This window comes from Bacillus sp. FSL H8-0534, assembly GCF_038005885.1.
Lineage (GTDB): Bacteria > Bacillota > Bacilli > Bacillales > Bacillaceae_G > Bacillus_A > Bacillus_A pseudomycoides.
The window spans coordinates 2,128,321-2,146,226 of record NZ_JBBOUC010000001.1 but is presented as its reverse complement, the minus strand read 5'-3'; the positions used below and the strand labels follow the sequence as shown (position 1 = coordinate 2,146,226).

The 17,906-nt window shown below is 33.9% G+C and carries 14 protein-coding genes and 1 pseudogene; 10 read left to right on the top strand and 5 right to left on the bottom strand.

Annotated features, from left to right (window positions below; genetic code table 11):
- The first annotated feature begins 186 nt into the window (after positions 1 to 186).
- Entirely contained in the window at positions 187 to 813 is a 627-nt protein-coding gene (locus tag MHH71_RS11090) for an FMN-dependent NADH-azoreductase (RefSeq protein WP_006093763.1), read from the top strand.
- 164 nt (positions 814 to 977) lie between these two features.
- Positions 978 to 2,108, top strand: coding sequence for an MFS transporter (locus MHH71_RS11085; protein WP_040119243.1), 1,131 nt, complete (start codon positions 978 to 980; stop codon positions 2,106 to 2,108).
- A gap of 271 nt (positions 2,109 to 2,379) precedes the next feature.
- Here the strand turns inward: MHH71_RS11085 and MHH71_RS11080 are convergent, their stop codons facing one another.
- A complete protein-coding gene (locus tag MHH71_RS11080; RefSeq protein ID WP_006097186.1) occupies positions 2,380 to 2,787 on the bottom strand; it encodes a nitrous oxide-stimulated promoter family protein in 408 nt (135 codons plus the stop codon).
- A 573-nt stretch (positions 2,788 to 3,360) separates the two neighbouring features.
- On the opposite strand from MHH71_RS11080, the gene MHH71_RS11075 reads away from it, so the two are divergent.
- The 5 genes from MHH71_RS11075 (at position 3,361) to MHH71_RS11055 (ending at position 8,819) form a co-directional block, all read left to right on the top strand.
- On the top strand, positions 3,361 to 4,275 hold the full coding sequence (locus tag MHH71_RS11075) for an alpha/beta hydrolase (protein ID WP_006097187.1): 915 nt from the start codon (positions 3,361 to 3,363) through the stop codon (positions 4,273 to 4,275).
- Positions 4,276 to 5,043: 768 nt separating this feature from the next.
- On the top strand, positions 5,044 to 5,985 hold the full coding sequence (locus MHH71_RS11070) for a hypothetical protein (protein ID WP_006097189.1): 942 nt from the start codon (positions 5,044 to 5,046) through the stop codon (positions 5,983 to 5,985).
- 245 nt (positions 5,986 to 6,230) lie between these two features.
- Positions 6,231 to 6,551, top strand: coding sequence for a DUF4870 domain-containing protein (locus MHH71_RS11065; RefSeq protein ID WP_006097190.1), 321 nt, complete (start codon positions 6,231 to 6,233; stop codon positions 6,549 to 6,551).
- Between the two features lie 94 nt (positions 6,552 to 6,645).
- Positions 6,646 to 7,095: a DUF6376 family protein gene (locus MHH71_RS11060; protein WP_033799414.1), complete on the top strand. Its 450-nt coding sequence runs from the start codon at positions 6,646 to 6,648 to the stop codon at positions 7,093 to 7,095.
- Positions 7,096 to 8,318: 1,223 nt separating this feature from the next.
- Positions 8,319 to 8,819: a GNAT family N-acetyltransferase gene (locus MHH71_RS11055; protein WP_006096908.1), complete on the top strand. Its 501-nt coding sequence runs from the start codon at positions 8,319 to 8,321 to the stop codon at positions 8,817 to 8,819.
- Positions 8,820 to 9,198: 379 nt separating this feature from the next.
- Here MHH71_RS11055 and MHH71_RS11050 read toward each other — a convergent pair whose 3' ends face one another.
- From MHH71_RS11050 to ald, 3 genes are all read right to left on the bottom strand, one after another.
- Entirely contained in the window at positions 9,199 to 10,590 is a 1,392-nt protein-coding gene (locus MHH71_RS11050; protein ID WP_040119246.1) for an amino acid permease, read from the bottom strand.
- 93 nt (positions 10,591 to 10,683) lie between these two features.
- Positions 10,684 to 11,685 (bottom strand): bifunctional threonine ammonia-lyase/L-serine ammonia-lyase TdcB, encoded by a 1,002-nt coding sequence (tdcB, locus tag MHH71_RS11045; protein WP_018767858.1) that lies wholly within the window; start codon positions 11,683 to 11,685, stop codon positions 10,684 to 10,686.
- Positions 11,682 to 12,794, bottom strand: coding sequence for an alanine dehydrogenase (gene ald / locus MHH71_RS11040; protein ID WP_018767859.1), 1,113 nt, complete (start codon positions 12,792 to 12,794; stop codon positions 11,682 to 11,684). Before ald ends, tdcB begins: the two co-directional genes overlap by 4 nt.
- Positions 12,795 to 13,372: 578 nt before the next feature.
- Here ald and MHH71_RS11035 point away from each other — a divergent pair.
- A complete protein-coding gene (locus tag MHH71_RS11035; RefSeq protein WP_018783600.1) occupies positions 13,373 to 14,722 on the top strand; it encodes an APC family permease in 1,350 nt (449 codons plus the stop codon).
- A 276-nt stretch (positions 14,723 to 14,998) separates the two neighbouring features.
- Here the strand turns inward: MHH71_RS11035 and MHH71_RS11030 are convergent.
- Positions 14,999 to 15,304: pseudogene (locus MHH71_RS11030) on the bottom strand (DDE-type integrase/transposase/recombinase); the annotation flags it as partial.
- Positions 15,305 to 16,115: 811 nt separating this feature from the next.
- Here MHH71_RS11030 and sdaAB point away from each other — a divergent pair.
- Together sdaAB and sdaAA are read left to right on the top strand one after the other, a co-directional pair.
- A complete protein-coding gene (gene sdaAB / locus MHH71_RS11025; protein ID WP_006097457.1) occupies positions 16,116 to 16,814 on the top strand; it encodes an L-serine ammonia-lyase, iron-sulfur-dependent subunit beta in 699 nt (232 codons plus the stop codon).
- Between the two features lie 22 nt (positions 16,815 to 16,836).
- Positions 16,837 to 17,727: an L-serine ammonia-lyase, iron-sulfur-dependent, subunit alpha gene (gene sdaAA, locus MHH71_RS11020; RefSeq protein WP_033799491.1), complete on the top strand. Its 891-nt coding sequence runs from the start codon at positions 16,837 to 16,839 to the stop codon at positions 17,725 to 17,727.
- Positions 17,728 to 17,906: the final 179 nt, after the last annotated feature.

Here is a 17,906-nt window from a genome sequence, read left to right as displayed (position 1 = left end):
TAGTGGTGAAATATAAATTTTAAAAAATACAGTCAACCAGATTGACTGTATTGGGATTCTATTGTAAAATGCATAACGAAGTCAATTAAGTTGACTATATTATTTTTGTTATAAAAGTAATAGGATACCCCTTTTTAGTGAGTAAATATAGAAAAACGTAAGAGTGAGTAATAGGAGGAAAAAAGCATGACAACAGTTTTATTTGTAAAAGCAAACAATCGTCCAGCAGAACAAGCAGTTAGTGTGAAATTATATGAGGCTTTTTTAGCAAGTTATAAAGAATCACATCCAAATGATACAGTGGTAGAGCTTGATTTATACAATGAAGAATTACCATATGTAGGAGTAGATATGATTAACGGGACATTTAAGTCTGGTAGAGGAGTTGATTTAACAGCAGAAGAAGCAAAAGCAGTAGCTGTTGCTGATAAATATTTAGATCAATTCCTTGCAGCTGATAAAGTTGTGTTTGCTTTCCCATTATGGAACTTAACAATCCCAGCTGTACTACACACATATATTGATTACTTAAACCGCACGGGCAAAACATTTAAATATACGCCAGAAGGTCCAGTAGGTCTTATTGGAGATAAGAAAGTTGCATTATTAAATGCAAGTGGCGGTGTATATTCGAAAGGCCCAAAAGCTGAAATGGAAATGGCTATTAAATATGTAGTAAGTATGATGGGCTTCTTCGGTGCAAAAGATATAGAGAAAGTAGTGATTGAAGGACACAATCAATTCCCTGATAAAGCAGAAGAGATTATTGCTGCAGGGCTTGAAAAAGCGATTAAAGTAGCAAGTACGTTTTAATTAACAAAACACTTGTCACTCTATATGGCAGTACCAACACTTTTATAGCGGGTGGTACTGCTTTTTTATTCGTTTAACTCGCATCAATTGGGCAGTAAGGACCCAATTGATGCGAGTTTTCCATTCTCAACTTATTAAACGATAGAAAGCAGGATTACATTACAATGGAACGTTTATGGACAAAAAACTATATAATGCTGACCATTACAGCATTATTACTATTTAGTGGTTTTTATTTACTCATGCCAACACTACCTATTTTTATTAAACAATTAGGTGGAAGTGAATCTCAAGTTGGATTTATTATAGGAGTGTTTACAATATCAGCAGTCATTTTACGTCCTATTGTTGGAGGATTAATGGATCGATATGGTCGACGAGTATTTATAATAAGCGGACTACTATTTTTTGCAATTACAATGTATTTTTATGATTGGGTAACAGGAGTTATATTTTTAGTGGTATTACGTATCCTTCATGGAATCAGCTGGGCAATTGCTACAACTTCGATCGGAACAGCTGTGACTGATGTGATTCCACAATCTCGTCGCGGAGAAGGAATGGGATGGTATGGACTTGCAATGACTTTAGGTATGGCTATAGGACCAATATTAGGTCTTTGGTTAGCAAAATCATTTTCATTTCATTATCTATTTCTTCTATGCACAGCATTAGCACTTATTGCATTCATACTTTCGCTGGGTACAAAAATTCCAGCAGTTCAACATACATCAAAAAAACCAATATCATTTTTTGAAAAAACTGTTTTACCAATCGCTATTGTTACATTTTTCCTATCCCTTACTTTTGGTGGCATTACAACATTTTTACCACTGTTTGCGTCAAATATTCAAGTTAATGCTGGTACTTTTTTCTTAGTTTATGCTGTTACGCTCACAGTAATTAGACCACTTGCAGGGAAGATATCTGATAAACATGGAGAAGGAGTCATTATTGTTCCTGCGCTTTTTACACTGATAGTCGCACTATTCGTCCTAATAATGACCAAAGGATTTGTTGGACTAGTAATTACAGCTATTTTGTACGGAGTTGGATTCGGATCAGCACAACCTGCTCTTCAAGTAGCAATGATACGATTAGCTCCACCAGAGAAAAGGGGAGTAGCGAACGCTACATTTTTTACTGCTTTTGATTTAGGGATTGGTTTAGGGTCTATTATTCTAGGGTTTGTTTCACAACTCATGGGATATCAAATGTTATTTTTGGTTTGTGCTGTATCTGGGTTTATTAGTCTGTTAATTTTTATTTTGTTTGTAAAAAAGACATTAAAATAACTTTTTAGTTTACGAAAAAAACGTCATCCTTTCCTATGATTCTACAGAAAGAATAGCGTATTTTTTCATTTTAGGGGGTATTTTGTTTTATTGGCTTGATAGCGATGGGGTCTCGCCAACATTTCGCGAATTTCGTACGCTAAGGAATTCCTAAGTTCAAAAACTTGGTTTTACCATACGTTAAGAAAGTTCCATAAACGATATTTAATGCTTGTTACGGGACTTTGTTTTTGGTAATGAGTTTCGGAACTGGTTTTTGACCATCTTTCTTTTAGCTCTTTTTTCTTTTCGGTAAGTCAGGAGCCTTCTTCATTGTGTCAACAACATGCATGACCGCGAAATATGGATGTTTTAAAATCATTTTCGGTCCGCTCTTCTTCATAACATCCTTAACGAAATCTTTCATATCTGGTTTATAACAATGAATTTTGCAATTTTGACATGCTGGCTTCTTCTCTTGAAATGGACATTTTGATAAACGAAAATAAGCATACTCTTTTAACTTCTGACATTCTTCACATATAGTATCTTGTTCATGTTCGTTTTTACAATACATATCAATCATAATGCTAATTGTTTTCTCTTCACGTTCAATTCGATTCATGGCTAGTGCCTCCCGTTCCAAAGTCTCTCTGCTTTGATTGTAAGACTTTTTTAGAGGATTTACATGAATTTTCATTGACAGTTTTTCTAATGTTTATCTCTTTCCTACGAATTATTAATGGAGAATGTCCCTACCAATCATAACCAACAGTAAAAGCGAACGCATTAAGACTTAAATAAACATCTTTCTTTTTCTTACGAGCTTCGGATGCTTAAACCACTGGAACGACAAGCGTCCACTCGATTCTTCCACGCTATTGATTGATCTATTTTAGCCATGTCAAAATCTCTTTTCCGTCTTGTACGTAAGGAGATTTTGACATGGAACTGATTCTATTGGTAGGTGGGGACAGTTTGATGCTTACTGTTATATCAAGTAATTCAGCCTTAGCGTACGGAATCCGCGTTCTGTTGGTGCTACCCCATGCCCATCAAGCTAGTATTTTGAAGTATCCCCAAAACGAAAAAATGAACTGTCATAGACAACAGTAGCAACATAGATTTTTCGCTTTTTAAATAAGGAATCTACTTGACTCTCTAAAAGTATGGAAAAATTCTAGATATGTAAGAGACCAGAGGCTACTCACTAGACATACTTTAAACTCTCAAGAATAATGAAGATGTACCTAAAAAGTAGGAGGCATCACATATGATAAACTTAAATGATTTGGAACCTGGCATCCGGACCTTGGTCACTCAATTCATAGAGGCTGGTCGACCTTCAGCAAGACAGCAGAGCTTTCATGAACGTCGACGAGGATATTTGAATACAATTGATCTTGCCGGAGAAGCCGTGCCTGTATGGAATATTGTTGATCAAACAATTGACGGTTTACCGCTTCGTATATACAAATCGTCGAATCAACTCAATCTTCCTATTCTGATTTATTATCACGGTGGCTGTTTTGTCAGCGGCGATTTCGAAACTCATGATCGTCAAATGCGTCGGTTAGCTAACTTGAGCAAATCCCTCGTTATTGCCGTCGGTTACCGATTGGCACCGGAACACGTTTATCCAGCCGCACACGACGATGCGGTTAAAGCTACATATATTGTCCGTGAGTATGCTTCGGCTTGGGGTGGAAATCCAGACAACATTACTCTTGCAGGTGACAGTGCAGGCGGACATCTTACTCTAGTTACTTGCCTTCGACTTAAAGTGGAAGGCAAGTGGCTTCCGCAGCGACAAATTCTTATTTATCCAATGCTGGACGCGAACGGTTCAAGCAACAGTTATAAAAAATATGGAGACGATTATGTGATTACCCGAGATATGCTGCTTAGTGGTTTTGAGGCCTACTTATCTAATCTACCTCCCAATCATCCAGAAGCTAGTCCATTATATCGAGAAGATTTTACCGATCTTCCGGAAACTCACATTTTAACAGCAGAATTTGATCCTCTTGTCGATGAAGGTGAGATGTTGTATCGCCGTTTACTAGAAGCAGGCGTGAAAGTACAATGCCGTCGGTACCTCGGAGTAAACCACGGATTCTTTCAATTGGCTGGTATCAGTCCAGCTGGTAAGAAAGCGATTGAGGATGTTGCATCTATTGTCAGGTAGGTACTATTTATTAAATTAAGGAATGAGATAACGCCTTAAAGCAAAAAAATACGCTATTCTTTTTGTATATTTCTACAAAAAGAATAGCGTATTTTTTTACTTTAGGGGAATTTTGTTTTGTTATCTTGATAGCGATGGGGTAGCATCAACAAAACGAAAATTTCGTACGCTAAGACGGTTTCATAGACAATATATACCTATATTTTTATGTAATTTTACATATCCAAATAAAGGGAGCTGATATGCAAAACGTGATTAAATTATATTAACAACATTTAAATTCTATTTTAATTTTTTAAAAAAATTAAAATAGTTATATTTTTACCGGATATATTAAGTTGTAACTATTGCAATTACTTAAATGAAATTAAACAGTGATTTTAGAAGTATAATATTTCTACTCGCACTAATACGCAATAGTTGAATAGTTGAATATAATCGACAAAATTCTATTATTTACGCATTAAAAATTTAATGTTTTAATAAAGGTGTAATTGGTATGACCACTAAGAGAGGAGAAAATCAGACTAATAAAAGTGCAGAAAAATTGTCTGTAACATCATGTTTGGTTAATTATCTAAATACTCAGTTTTTTAGCATGGTGTAGAAATCATCTAGAATCACAAAGGTATCATATTTATAAAAATAGCATTCTAAGTTTCTACATAGCAAAAGTGATATTATTTCACAGTAAAAGTATAAGCAATGTACAGTATAATTTCATCTTTTGTAATCTTGTAGAAATAATGAAGGAAGAGGAGAGATAGTATGAAACGTATGAAAAAAATAATTCCCGCAGCATTTGTGTTAAGTTCAGCTTTATTTGTAGCACCAGGATTTTCTTCTGCAGCTACTGATACTTCTACAAAAGTAGGAAGTCTACCAATAGTAGTAGATTCACAAGGGCCAAAAGCACCTATGACAGCAGAGCAAGTTGCAGCAAATGGTACACAGCTTCCTTATATTCCTACAGGTCCTTATGAAGAATTCCCTAAAGAGTGGCATGTATCTACAGAAGATGGTGCTTTAATTGATTATGTTTATGTAGATGTAGTGGCTAATGAAAATGCAGTGACTATTAACAATGTAATTAGATATAAGGATTACAAAATTTTAAAAGCCGATGGTACTTGGCTTCAAGATGGAGAATCATATAGTAAAACAGCAAATAAAGGAGAAGTATTGTACTCAATTGCAATTCCTAAAACTAATCCAGCTTTAGCTGATACTAAATTAAAGAAAAAAATGAGCTGGAAATTAATTGATTCAAATGTAATAGATAAAAATTCAGGTTATCATTGGAGTAAATCCGTTACAAGCGGAATGTCTCATAATGTAACTGTGGGATTATCTTATACAATTGGGATGGAAGTAGGTCTTGAAGGTATTGCAAAAGTAAATCAATCATTAACTGCAAGTTTCGGTTATGGTATTACATTAAATTCAGAAGAGACAGTTACGAAAACATTTGATTTTAATCCAAAACCTGATTATGCATATGATCAATATAGAACTGCATTATATCAACAAGTAGCTAACTATTCAGTTGCTCCAGGTGCAGGATTACAAAGTTGGATGTCTAATTGGGAAAATAATGATCCTACAAATCAAGTTTTAAAATTGCTTGGTAAACAACCTTATTATAAATTACAAGCAAAAGAAGCAGTTAATTATCCAGTAGATGTTTTAGTTGCTCTTACTTCGAAATAATAAAAAAAGCTAGCATTTTGCTAGCTTTTTATTATTTGACCTATTTTCCTATTTTTTCACTTTCAAAACATATTGGTTCATTTTCATAAAAGAGTCCTATATATATAAGGGCTCTTTTTATATTTTCACTTATAATATCTTACAAAACTGTCATCTTGATGTAAGGTTATTAGATAGTTCATATACTATTTCAATGTAATAATAAAAATATAAGAAATCATAATAATTTTTAAGAGGTGAAAGTCATGAAAGGAAATAATATCTTATCTTCTTTAAGTTACATTAGTATCTTTTTTGCACCAATTCTAGTACCAATTATTATTTACTTTGTAGCAGAAGAAGAAGTGAAATATCATGCAAAAAAAGCATTATGGACACATCTAATTCCCTGTGTAACAGTCATCATTGGTCTTGCTATATCTGGAGTAGTTGGATTTAGTACATTAAGTGAAAATGCAATTGGAATTGCATTATTAATCGGAACTTTTGCTATTGCTTTTATCTTGAGTATTTACTATTTCATTTGGAATATAGTAAAAGGTATTAAGGTGTTAAAAGAAGCTTAGTCTATAAAGACTAAACTTATATTTCTAAAGAAGAGCGAATGCTTAAATCTTCTTTTTTAAGGTGGATTTGTACGAATTGAGGGGAGATAAAGAAATGACGATAAAAAAAGCTTGGTTATTCTTGCTTATGATGGTAATTGGTTTAACAGGATGTTCTATGATTAAAGAAGGTAAGAATTCAATTGACTATGCTCAAAAGGCAATAGATTATGTTAATGAAGTGAGTACGTTTGCAAATGAAGCGCCGGGATTAGCAGGAAAAGCAATCAACGATAGTGCCGCCCGCAAAGAATTAGAAACTAGACTGAGAGAAATTCAAAAGGATATTCCAGCTTTTAATGAATTGACACCTCCTGATGTAGCAAAGGATATTCATCAGCAAATTGTTGGATATAATGAAAAGTTAAATGAATTAATTGATACAACTATGAAGAAGGTAGAAGAAGGGAAAATGGATGTAGATCAATTCAAAAACTCGGAGCTTATGCAGACAATTCAACAAGTTCAAAAATTAAAAGATAAGATTCAAAATTTAGGTCAGTAAATAGGGTACCGCCCCATAATAAGAGCCGAATTTTCTACTCTAAGAAAAATTCGGCTCTTATTTTTTATAGATTAGTTGTTATTTTGCTTCTTCATATTCCTTCATTATTTTATAAAAAGTATTTTTCTTCAGTTGAAGTAGCTCCATAAATTTGACACCTGTTATTTCTCTATTTTTCCACTTTGGATAAGTTTCTTCTATTAGGAGGCACCATACACGCCTATCAACTTAAGAAAACAAGTTACACCCAAAAAAAATCCCTCAGACAAGCCAAGGGACCACTTATTTACATGAAAATATTGACGGTACAGATTTAATTTTTGGATAAACTCTATTCGATCCATAATCTTGTGAAAATTTTTAACAGAAACAACACCTGAAGGTTGTCGAAGCCATGATAAATACGAGAACTTGTCTCCTTTTCCTCATTTCTGTAATAAGGGATCCCGTCACATTGCCATCAAGTTAAGAAATTTTTTGTTCCCCAAAACGAGAAAAACGAACTGAATTCCATAACTATAAAGAGATAAAATTTTCGTTTTGAGGATACTTTAAAATATTAGCTTGATGGGCATGTATAGTGACCCTTTATAGCAATAAAACTAGCTTATGTAATATTGCATATTAAAATGTATTGATATATATGTAAGCGCTTACTATAATAAAGGTATAAAGATTTACAACATCTTACTATACAAAATAAGAGGAGGAAATAATATGGCAATCGCAATGGCAGTTCTAAAATTTTTAGGTGGAATCATCCCATTAGTAGGAGAGCTTTTAAAAGCAGTAATGTAAGTTCATTATCTTACTATACAAAAAAAGAGGAGGGAATAATATGGCAATCGCAATGGCAGTTTTAAAATTTTTAGGCGGAATCATCCCGTTAGTAGGAGAGCTTTTAAAAGCAGTAATGTAAGTTCATTATTCCGCAATTGCAATTATATATATAAATATCATACGAATGATCTGTATATCAAGAATGAATTGATGTGCAGATCATTCGTGTGAGCAAACTTTAAACAAGAAAAAGAATCCCAGAAATCATAAGGGATTCTTTTTCTTTATGTAATTACGGCATTAACATTTTTGCTACAGATAATGATGTCCTATGTAAACTTTATATATATAGGTTATTCATAGTTTAAATAAGATGATTTTTTAATATATTTGTCGAATTATTTATTGTTGCAACATATTAATTAAAGCGAGGTTTATGAGTTATGATTCGGTTAATCGAGGAAACAGATGCAGAACCTTTTTTAGAATTATGTAGAAAGATTGATGAAGAAACGGAATTTATGTTATTTAAGGAAGGGGAGAGAACTACTACAATTGAACAACAAAAAAGTGCTATCAAAAGAATGTCTCAATCTTCTAATTCAGCTATTTTTGTTGCTGAGATTGAAGATGAATTAGTAGGATACTTGATGGCAATTGGTGGTCAACCTAAAAGAATTAGGCATAGTGTTTATATTGTTGTTGGTGTAACTCATGAAAATAGTGGAAAAGGAATTGGAACTAAGTTATTTAAAGAACTTGAAAATTGGGCAAAGACTTTTGGTGTAATCAGATTAGAGTTGACTGTAAGAGTAAATAATACATCAGCCATTTCTTTATATGAGAAATTAGGTTATGAGATTGAGGGCATAAAAAGAGGTTCTTGTGTTGTTGATGGAGATTTAGTTGATAGTTATTATATGTCTAAGATTTTAAATGTATAGGTTTTACTTCTGATAACGAATCTTATGTTATCAACGCTTACAATAAGATAACAAAATGTAGAAAAGTAAAAATTTCGTTTAGGGGGTACCCCAAGATCTTAGCTTGATGGTCATGTGGTACTACCCCTATGTGAAATGTAGTAATTATTATTGTACTTGGACACAATTCATTTACTACAGTATTAAGTATATCACTTACATCATGTATCTTTTATAAAGAAGTATGTCGAATTCAAGAATATTAGTTTTTTATATGAAAAAGAAATATATAACCTTGAAATTAAAGTCTTTGCAATTGTTCATATTTTTATTTCATATAAAACTTTCTAAATACAGATGAAATGATAAGTATAGAATCATTTCATCTGTATTACAATAACTATGAGCTTTCTTCTTTTGTTAGGTGACTATGTTTTTTCGAATAAACAAAGTATACAACTACTCCAATTGCTAACCAAACACCAAAGTACACCCATGTTGTTAACGGTAAATTTAGCATTAAGAATAAACAGCAAACAATTGAAATGATCGGCAAAATTGGTACAAGTGGTACCATAAATCCACGCTGTAATTTCGGATGTGTTTTACGAAGGATGATAACTGATACACCAACCATCGCAAATGTTAATAACGCTCCAATATTCGCTAAATTCGACAATTCTTTTAAATCGATAAATCCAGCAATTAAAGCACTACCAATCCCTGTTAACCAAGTTGAAAATGTTGGTGCTTCTGTCTTCTTGTTAATTTTCGCAAAAGATTCTGGCAATAAACCGTCACGACTCATTGCAAAGAATACACGTGTTGTTGCGTAAATATAAGCAAAAATTACAGCCATAATACCAATTACAGCTCCAATAGCAATTACACCAGCTACTTTATCTTGTCCTACAACTTCTAATACATAAGCCATTGCTTCTGGTACATCTAACTCTTTATAAGAAACCATACCAGTCATAACAAGACAAACCACAACATAAATGATTGTACAAATAACTAACGAAGCAATGATACCAATTGGAAGGTCACGTTGTGGATTTTTCACTTCTTCTGCTGAAGTTGCTAATGCATCGAAACCTAAGAAAGCAAAGAATACTGCTGCTCCTCCGGCAAAGACTCCACTTAAACCATACGGTGCAAATGGTACCCAGTTTTCTGGTTTTACGTAGAATACACCAACCGCAATGAATAAGATAACAATAGCAATTTTGATTAATACCATTGCGTTATTCACACGTTTACTTTCTTTCGTACCACGTGATAATAGCCATGTTAGTACTAACGTAATGACTACTGCTGGTAAGTTAACGATACCACCTTGTGATGGAATCGTTAACAGTTCTTTTGGAATTTCTAATCCAAATCCACTTATCAAGTTATGGAAATAACCTGTCCATCCACCAGCTACTGCTGCTGTTGTTACAACGTATACCGATAGTAAGGTCCATCCCATTAAATGGGCTACAAACTCCCCAATTGTAGCATAAGAGTATGTGTACACACTACCTGAAACAGGAAGTGTAGAAGCAACTTCTGCATAACATAATGCTGCAAATCCGCAAACAATTGCGGCAATCATAAATGAAAAAATAACTGCTGGACCAGCATCTCTTGCTGCTACTAATCCAGTTAATACAAGAACGCCTGTACCAATTATTGCGCCAATTCCTAGCATTGTTAAGTCAAATGCCCCTAAATTTTTTGACAAAGTTTTACTTTTACTTTCTTCTAACAATTGCATAACAGATTTCTTTTTAAACAGGTTGGCCACGATATATGTCCCCTTTTACCAAAGAAGAGCTAAGATGTCTTCTCCTAGCTCTTCTTTGGTAAAATTAATTTATTTTATAAGATATTCAAAGAGTTATTTTACTTCATTCGCAACAAAGAAATGCTCACATACACTGGAAATGCGTTTTAAGTCCACATTTCCACCTGAAATAACCGCTACTACTTTTTTACCTTTTGTATATTGATCAACTTTTCCTGCAAGAAGAGCAGCTGTAGCTAATGCTCCAGCTCCTTCTACAACAGCTTTTCCACGTTGTAGTAAGTCTTTCATGGCTACTTCTAATTCCTCTTCTGATACCGTTACAATATCATCCACTAATTCTTTAACAATTTCAAAGGTTAAGTCTCCCGGTATTTTAACAGCACATCCATCAGCTATTGTTGGTGCTTCATAATGGGATACAATTTTTCCAACATCATAAGAAGCTTTCATTCCATGGACATTATCAGCTTGAACACCAATAATATTAATTGATGGATTAAATGATTTAAGTGCAACTGCAATTCCTGAAATAATACCTCCACCACCAATAGGCACAATTACAGTATCAACATCCCACATATCATCAAGAATATCTAAACCAATTGTTCCTTGGCCAGCCATTACCTCTACATCATCGTATGGATGTAAATATGTTTCTCCTGTTTCCTGTATAATCTCTTCACATTTAGCCTTAGCATCATCAAAGGTATCCCCATGTAAAATAACTTCAGAACCATATCCTCTGGTAGCATCAACTTTGGCTTGTGGTGCAGAAATTGGCATAACAATTTTACTTTTGATTCCAAGTAAATGAGAAGATAATGCAACACCTTGTGCATGATTCCCAGCTGAACAAGCAATCACACCATGTGCTTTTTCTTCATCTGTTAAATTTGAAATTTTATTAAATGCACCACGAAACTTAAATGATCCAGTTAATTGCATATTTTCTAACTTCAAATGAATTTCTCCACCCGTTTTACTCGTCAAATAAAATGATTTAACAAGGGGGGTCTTACGTGCATTTCCAGAAAGAATTTGTTGAGCTTTTTTTATATCACCAATGTTAAGTGGTAAATTTTTGTTAATCATAGTAACACTTCTTTCAGTGGTTTATAATCTAACTCTAACGTCTTTCCTAAATTCTCATAGGTAATAAAACCTTTATAAATGTTTATACCAGATGCTAAAGCCGGTTTAGTATTTATTGCATTTTCTAATCCCTCTTTAGCAATTAATAATAAATATTCAATATTTCCATTTGCTAAAGCCATGGTCGAAGTACGTGGGGTGGCACCAGGCATATTTGGTACAGCATAATGGATTACATCATGCTTAATAAATATAGGGTTATCATGTGTTGTATAGTGATCAACTGTTTCAACTGTTCCACCTTGGTCAATTGCAATATCAACAATAACACTGCCAGGTTTCATTGATTGAACCATATATTCTTTTACAATTTTCGGTGGTTTCGCTCCTGGTATTAAGATAGTTGAAATAAATAAGTCTGCCTCTTTTATATGCTTTTCTAAGTTTTCAGTATTGGATTCAATAACCTCTACAGAATCATTCACATATCTTTCTTTTAAATAAGCAATTTGGGTTTTGTTTAATTCTAGAATAGTCACATGGCAACCAATTCCAATTGCCATATCACATGCATTAATAGATGCATTTCCTCCACCTAAAATGACAACATTTCCAGCAGGGATACCCTCAATTCCTGATAATAAAATCCCTTCTCCTTGATGTTGTTTTTCTAGATAATAAGCTCCCATAAAGACTGCACGGCGGCCAGCAATCGCACTCATGGGCTTTAACAGAGTCAAAACACCATCTTCACTAATTGTCTCTCCAGCAATTGCAGTAGTTCCTGCTTGTCTCATTGCTTCAACACACTCTTTAGAAGCTGCTAGATGTAAAAATCCCCATACAATGAGATCTTTTTTAAAGTAGTGATATTCTGCAGATAGTGGTTCTTTCACTTTTACTACCATATCGACGTCCCAAGCTTCTTTTTGAGTTACTATGCTTGCACCTGCATTTGTATATTCATCATTAGTATAACCAGATCCTAATCCAGCATCTTTTTGTACCAAAACTTGATGTCCCTCTGCAACTAACTTTTGAGCATTTTCGGGAGTCATTCCCACACGAGATTCACCTTTTTTTATTTCTTTTACTACTCCGATTTTCATACTCACACTTCCTTTTAAAATTAATATATCTAACAATTTAAATAAAAAATGACAAGTACACCAAACTTATTATGTGTATACATGCTATTTTTCATTTATCTCGCTGTTTTGCCCCTACAAGATAGCAAGATTCAAAACCCTAAGTCAATCAATTTGTGAAATCATTCACAAAATGTATTTATTTGCTCGGTAATAAAATTCTATCTTGAAAATTATTATTGTATAGCATTTTAGTCTGTGCTAGACTTTGTCACGAATAACATCTCTTCTGAATTTAAAGCAACTTATCATTATGTAATACAAATTAAAAATCTGTGCGTTGAGTATTAATTGTGTTAGGAAGACTTCTCTACTAGAAGCATGACCAAACATATTTGTGAATCATTTCACAAATATGTTTGGTCATTAGTACTCATTTTCTATTCCTAATTCTAGGCAAATATATATTTAATTAGATATTCAAGTTTAAGCTTAAAAATATTATGTGAAAAACTAGGGATAATATCTAAATATGAGAACACCAAGTGCTGCGATTCATTAGAGATTTTGTTTATTTTTATAAAACAGGAGTGATTGTTATGTCACAACAACAACTAAAAAAAGAAATTGGTTTCTTTGCTGCTTTGACTACAGTTATTGGTACCGTAATAGGGGCTGGTGTTTTTTTTAAACCAACTGCATTATATGGTATCACTGGTACAGCCAGTTTAGGGTTGCTCGCATGGGTTATTGGCGGAATATTAACTGTTTGTGCAGGATTAACAGGGGCTGAATTATCGGCTGCTATTCCAGAAACAGGTGGTATGATGGCTTATTTAAAACGTACTTACGGAAATTTAACAGCATTTTTACTAGGTTGGGCTCAAACCGTCATTTACTTTCCAGCAAATATTGCAGCACTTGCTATTATTTTCGGAACCCAAACTGTTAACCTGTTTGGATTAAATGCTAATGAAAATAAAATGATGATTGTAGGAATTGCTGTTATAACCGCAACCTTTGTAACTCTTATGAACTTTTTAGGTGCTAAAGCTGCTGGAGGGATCCAAACCGCTTCCACTATAGGTAAATTACTTCCTTTAGCTCTTATTATTATTTTTGGTTTGCTACACAAAGGTGATGTAACTTTTCAATTGTACCCAATTGAGGCAGGACCAGATAAATCTTTTATATCTGCTCTAGGTTCTGGCTTACTTGCAACCATGTTTGCCTATGATGGATGGATACACGTAGGGAATATAGCTGGCGAAATGAAAAATCCCAAAAAAGATCTACCTAAAGCAATAATACTAGGATTATCAATTGTTACGGTCGTTTATTTATTAATTAATATTGCATTCCTAATGGTTATGTCTGCAACAGCACTTGCAGGAACTGATACACCTGCATCTGAGGTTGCAAAAATTCTTTTTGGTACAATGGGTGGAAAACTAGTTAGTATAGGTATTTTAATATCTGTATTTGGTACAATTAATGGATATATTATGACAGGTATGAGAATTCCTTATGCTATGGCATTAGAAAATAAACTACCTTTTAGTAAATGGTTTGCTACATTATCTAATAAGAGCAGAGTTCCTTATAATTCTGGAATATTTGTCTTGTTGGTTTCAATAATCATGATGCTTATAGGAGGGTTTAATACGTTAACAGATATGTTAGTATTTGTTATATGGATATTCTATACAATGACATTTTTAGCTTTATTCATTTTACGTAAAAGAGAGCCAGAACTTGCACGTCCTTACAGGGTACCCTTATACCCGATTGTACCGACGATAGCTTTATTAGGTGGCTTATTTATAGTCTTTAATACGTTATTTACACAAACATTACTAGCCTTATGTGGAATAGGACTAACGGCTTTAGGCCTTCCAATTTACTTTATAATGCGTAATAAGCATATTGATGTAAAAACAGAGGATTAAATTGTGTCCAAATGTGCGAAATTCTCGAAATGATATGGCGAGGCCTAATAAGGAACAGCAAAAAAGACATTTTCCCCAGTTGAAGATGTCTTTTTTATGCAACTTTCCCTAGATTTCAATAACATTATATGCAATTTACTTAGAATTATACCTAATAGTTGCGGCTTGATAAATCCCCCCACCCGTAACTTTTGCATAACATATAAATAATAGAAAATACGGGTCTGTTGCAAAGTTTTTTTACACATAGAGACATGGGAAGATTGTGGTCAAATTTTATGAAACCGATAATAAATTCTGTAATTCGTTATACGTCGAAAAGACGGAGTCTGATTGAAGACTTCGTCTTTGTTTGTATATGGCATGAAGCGTTTCTATCCCTTTTATCGTACGTGAGGCATGACGAAGACTTTGAAATCCTAAGGAACGAGCGAAACGGCGCTTCACGTATCGATGATCTTACTCAATGAGGTTACTGAGATATTTTGTTGTACGATGAAAGGTATTTTTGTAAAAGTCTATTCTCTGTAATTTTTTAAATGCGCAAATTAAGGAAGGAGCCTTATCTGTAGTCAGAACCGTATTTATCTTCCTAAGTCTATTAAAACGCCATAATTCCCTACTCTTGGTTTAGAAAGTAGGGAATATTCTTTGTAAAGGATTTATCGTTTTTTCTCAAAGTACTACATTTAGAAAGAATAACATTTTTTACACTTGGGGGTAGTTGGATTTCTTAAGTTGATGGGCATGTGGCGGCACCTTGAAAAGAAGTTCCTTTTTTCTGAGAAATGTATATAAATGCAAAATTAATAATAAATACCCGAAAGGATTTTATATTTCCTTAATTTATTCCTTTCCATCTACACTAATCATTTATTACAACAGCTTTCACGTTTAAAATAAGATGTTTCAACAAAGGAAAATATAAGTATCTTTATAATGAGTTCCCAATATAATCAATGTGTTAATCAAAGGAACTCTGTGTTATTTTTATTTTTTTACTAACTAATACAGCTTCAAACAATGGACACAATTGCTACATGCCAAGTGTAATTTATTACCCATTCAAAATTCTGTTTATTCAATCTTTCTAAAAATAAAAAAATATTAAACTCATAAATATACAAGTTATAATGAGGGCGTCGAGAGATAATCTATTACCTCTGGAGAAAATATCAAACCTGATTCTGGTGCAAAATTCTAAAGACCTTGCAAGTAATCTTCTAAAATTGGACATACTGATACGATTACTCTAAGAAAGGTGTGTGATCAGAAGGGAAATTTATTCAACATGAAAATGGAAGCGTTATCAGCCAGATCTTATTTTGAATTGGTCATTCTAATAACTTAGATTCAACTGCAATTAAAAATAATAAATTATGGGGGTGCTTATATGAACATGAATGTAGCATCTATTAAAGAAAAAAAGGTTGTTAAATACAAAAGTTGTTTTGATGTGATTGGGCCGGTCATGATAGGTCCTTCAAGCTCACATACTGCAGGTGCTTTAGCTATTGGAGCAGTTGCTAATAAATTATTTCAAGGTCTTCCAAAAAAAGTCGTGGTAAGGTATTATGAATCATTTGCTGAAACCCATAAAGGACACGGAACTGATTTTGCAATTATTGCTGGAATATTAGGATTTGCTACCGATGACAGCAAAGTGCCAGATGCTATTAAAATAGCAGAATCTAAAGGCATGGACATTACCTTTATTGAAAAAGCAGGTGATAGTCCTGCTGGTCATCCAAATACGGCAGATGTATATTTAGAAGATGAAAATCGAAGTATTAGAACGGTGGGTATTTCGGTCGGCGGCGGATTAATTGAAGTCAAACATGTTGAAATTGACGGATTTAGCTTAGATCTTCAGGGCCCATTGCCAGTTATTATTGCGATTTCCGAAAGAGCTGACTTTGAATTTGTCTTACGCAGGATCTTTAAACAATATGATGTGGAAATTAACGACTTTCATAGTTTAGAAGAAAGCGGAAAATATTTATATGCATTCGCTTTGGATTCGCTATTGCCTGGTGATGCTCAGAAGGAATTGGGAAGTTTAAGCGGTCTAGCTAATATCATTATTCTTTAGTTACATTAAGGGGTGAAAAAATATGTATATGACCATAAAAGAAATTGTGGATGCAGCTAATAAAAGGCAAAAGCCAATTTATGAATTAGCAATCGAACAGGAAATCGAACAAACTAAAACTTCTTATGAAGAAGTTTGGAGTAAAATGGAAAAAAATTTAGCGACTATGGAAAATGCCATAAATAAAAGTATCGAGGGCGACGGGGTATTTTCTCCGACTGGTTTAACCGGAGGCGATGCTGTTAAAATAAAAAAATATCGAGAAAACGGAAAAACTCTTTCTGGAGATTTGATGGTGTTAGGGATTCAAAGTGCTATCGGTGTTAATGAAGTAAATGCTTCATTAGGGGCTATTTGTGCGACTCCAACAGCAGGTGCGAGTGGGACAATCCCGGGAGTCCTATTTAGTATTAAAGATACGTTTCAGTTAGGTCATGAAGATATGGTCCATTTTCTATTCACTTCATCTTTATTTGGAATGATAGTCGCAAATAACGCTTGTATTTCCGGAGCGTACGGAGGATGTCAAGCTGAAGTAGGCAGTGCCTCAGCAATGGCGGCGGCTGCAGCGGTAGAAGCTGCTGGAGGAACGCCACAGCAATCTTCTGAAGCTTTCTCAACCGCATTACAAAATTTACTCGGTTTAGTTTGTGATCCGGTCGCTGGTTTGGTAGAAATTCCTTGTGTAAAGAGAAACGCCATTGGAACGGCAAATGCTTTAGCAGCAGCGGACATCGCATTAGCCGGCGTAAACAATATCATCAATGCTGACGAAGTTATTGAAGCGATGTATAGAGTTGGAAGACAGATGCCTCGCGAATTAAGAGAGACAGGTTTAGGCGGAATTGCGGCCACACCTACAGGTATTTCCATTAAAAGTAAAATTTTTGGAGAGAAACAATTAAATAAATAAACGGTTATTTGAAATATTGTGAAATAGTTAACAATTCTGTTCTCTATTGTTCTCCTAAGGATGTCTGTATATTAAGAGCCATTGTCATTGAAATATACTACTATACAATTAAAATATACTACTATATAATTAAAATGCTTTGTAAACGCTAACAAATTCATCGGGTTGATGACTAGCGA

Excerpts from the sequence above, each read along its gene's own strand:
- MHH71_RS11090 (WP_006093763.1), top strand. The coding sequence starts at position 187 with ATGACAACAGTTTTATTTGTAAAAGCAAACAATCGTCCAGCAGAACAA.
- MHH71_RS11085 (WP_040119243.1), top strand. The coding sequence starts at position 978 with ATGGAACGTTTATGGACAAAAAACTATATAATGCTGACCATTACAGCA.
- MHH71_RS11080 (WP_006097186.1), bottom strand. The coding sequence starts at position 2,787 with ATGAAAATTCATGTAAATCCTCTAAAAAAGTCTTACAATCAAAGCAGA.
- MHH71_RS11075 (WP_006097187.1), top strand. The coding sequence starts at position 3,361 with ATGATAAACTTAAATGATTTGGAACCTGGCATCCGGACCTTGGTCACT.
- MHH71_RS11070 (WP_006097189.1), top strand. The coding sequence starts at position 5,044 with ATGAAACGTATGAAAAAAATAATTCCCGCAGCATTTGTGTTAAGTTCA.
- MHH71_RS11065 (WP_006097190.1), top strand. The coding sequence starts at position 6,231 with ATGAAAGGAAATAATATCTTATCTTCTTTAAGTTACATTAGTATCTTT.
- MHH71_RS11060 (WP_033799414.1), top strand. The coding sequence starts at position 6,646 with ATGACGATAAAAAAAGCTTGGTTATTCTTGCTTATGATGGTAATTGGT.
- MHH71_RS11055 (WP_006096908.1), top strand. The coding sequence starts at position 8,319 with ATGATTCGGTTAATCGAGGAAACAGATGCAGAACCTTTTTTAGAATTA.
- tdcB (WP_018767858.1), bottom strand. The coding sequence starts at position 11,685 with ATGATTAACAAAAATTTACCACTTAACATTGGTGATATAAAAAAAGCT.
- ald (WP_018767859.1), bottom strand. The coding sequence starts at position 12,794 with ATGAAAATCGGAGTAGTAAAAGAAATAAAAAAAGGTGAATCTCGTGTG.
- MHH71_RS11035 (WP_018783600.1), top strand. The coding sequence starts at position 13,373 with ATGTCACAACAACAACTAAAAAAAGAAATTGGTTTCTTTGCTGCTTTG.
- sdaAB (WP_006097457.1), top strand. The coding sequence starts at position 16,116 with ATGAACATGAATGTAGCATCTATTAAAGAAAAAAAGGTTGTTAAATAC.
- sdaAA (WP_033799491.1), top strand. The coding sequence starts at position 16,837 with ATGTATATGACCATAAAAGAAATTGTGGATGCAGCTAATAAAAGGCAA.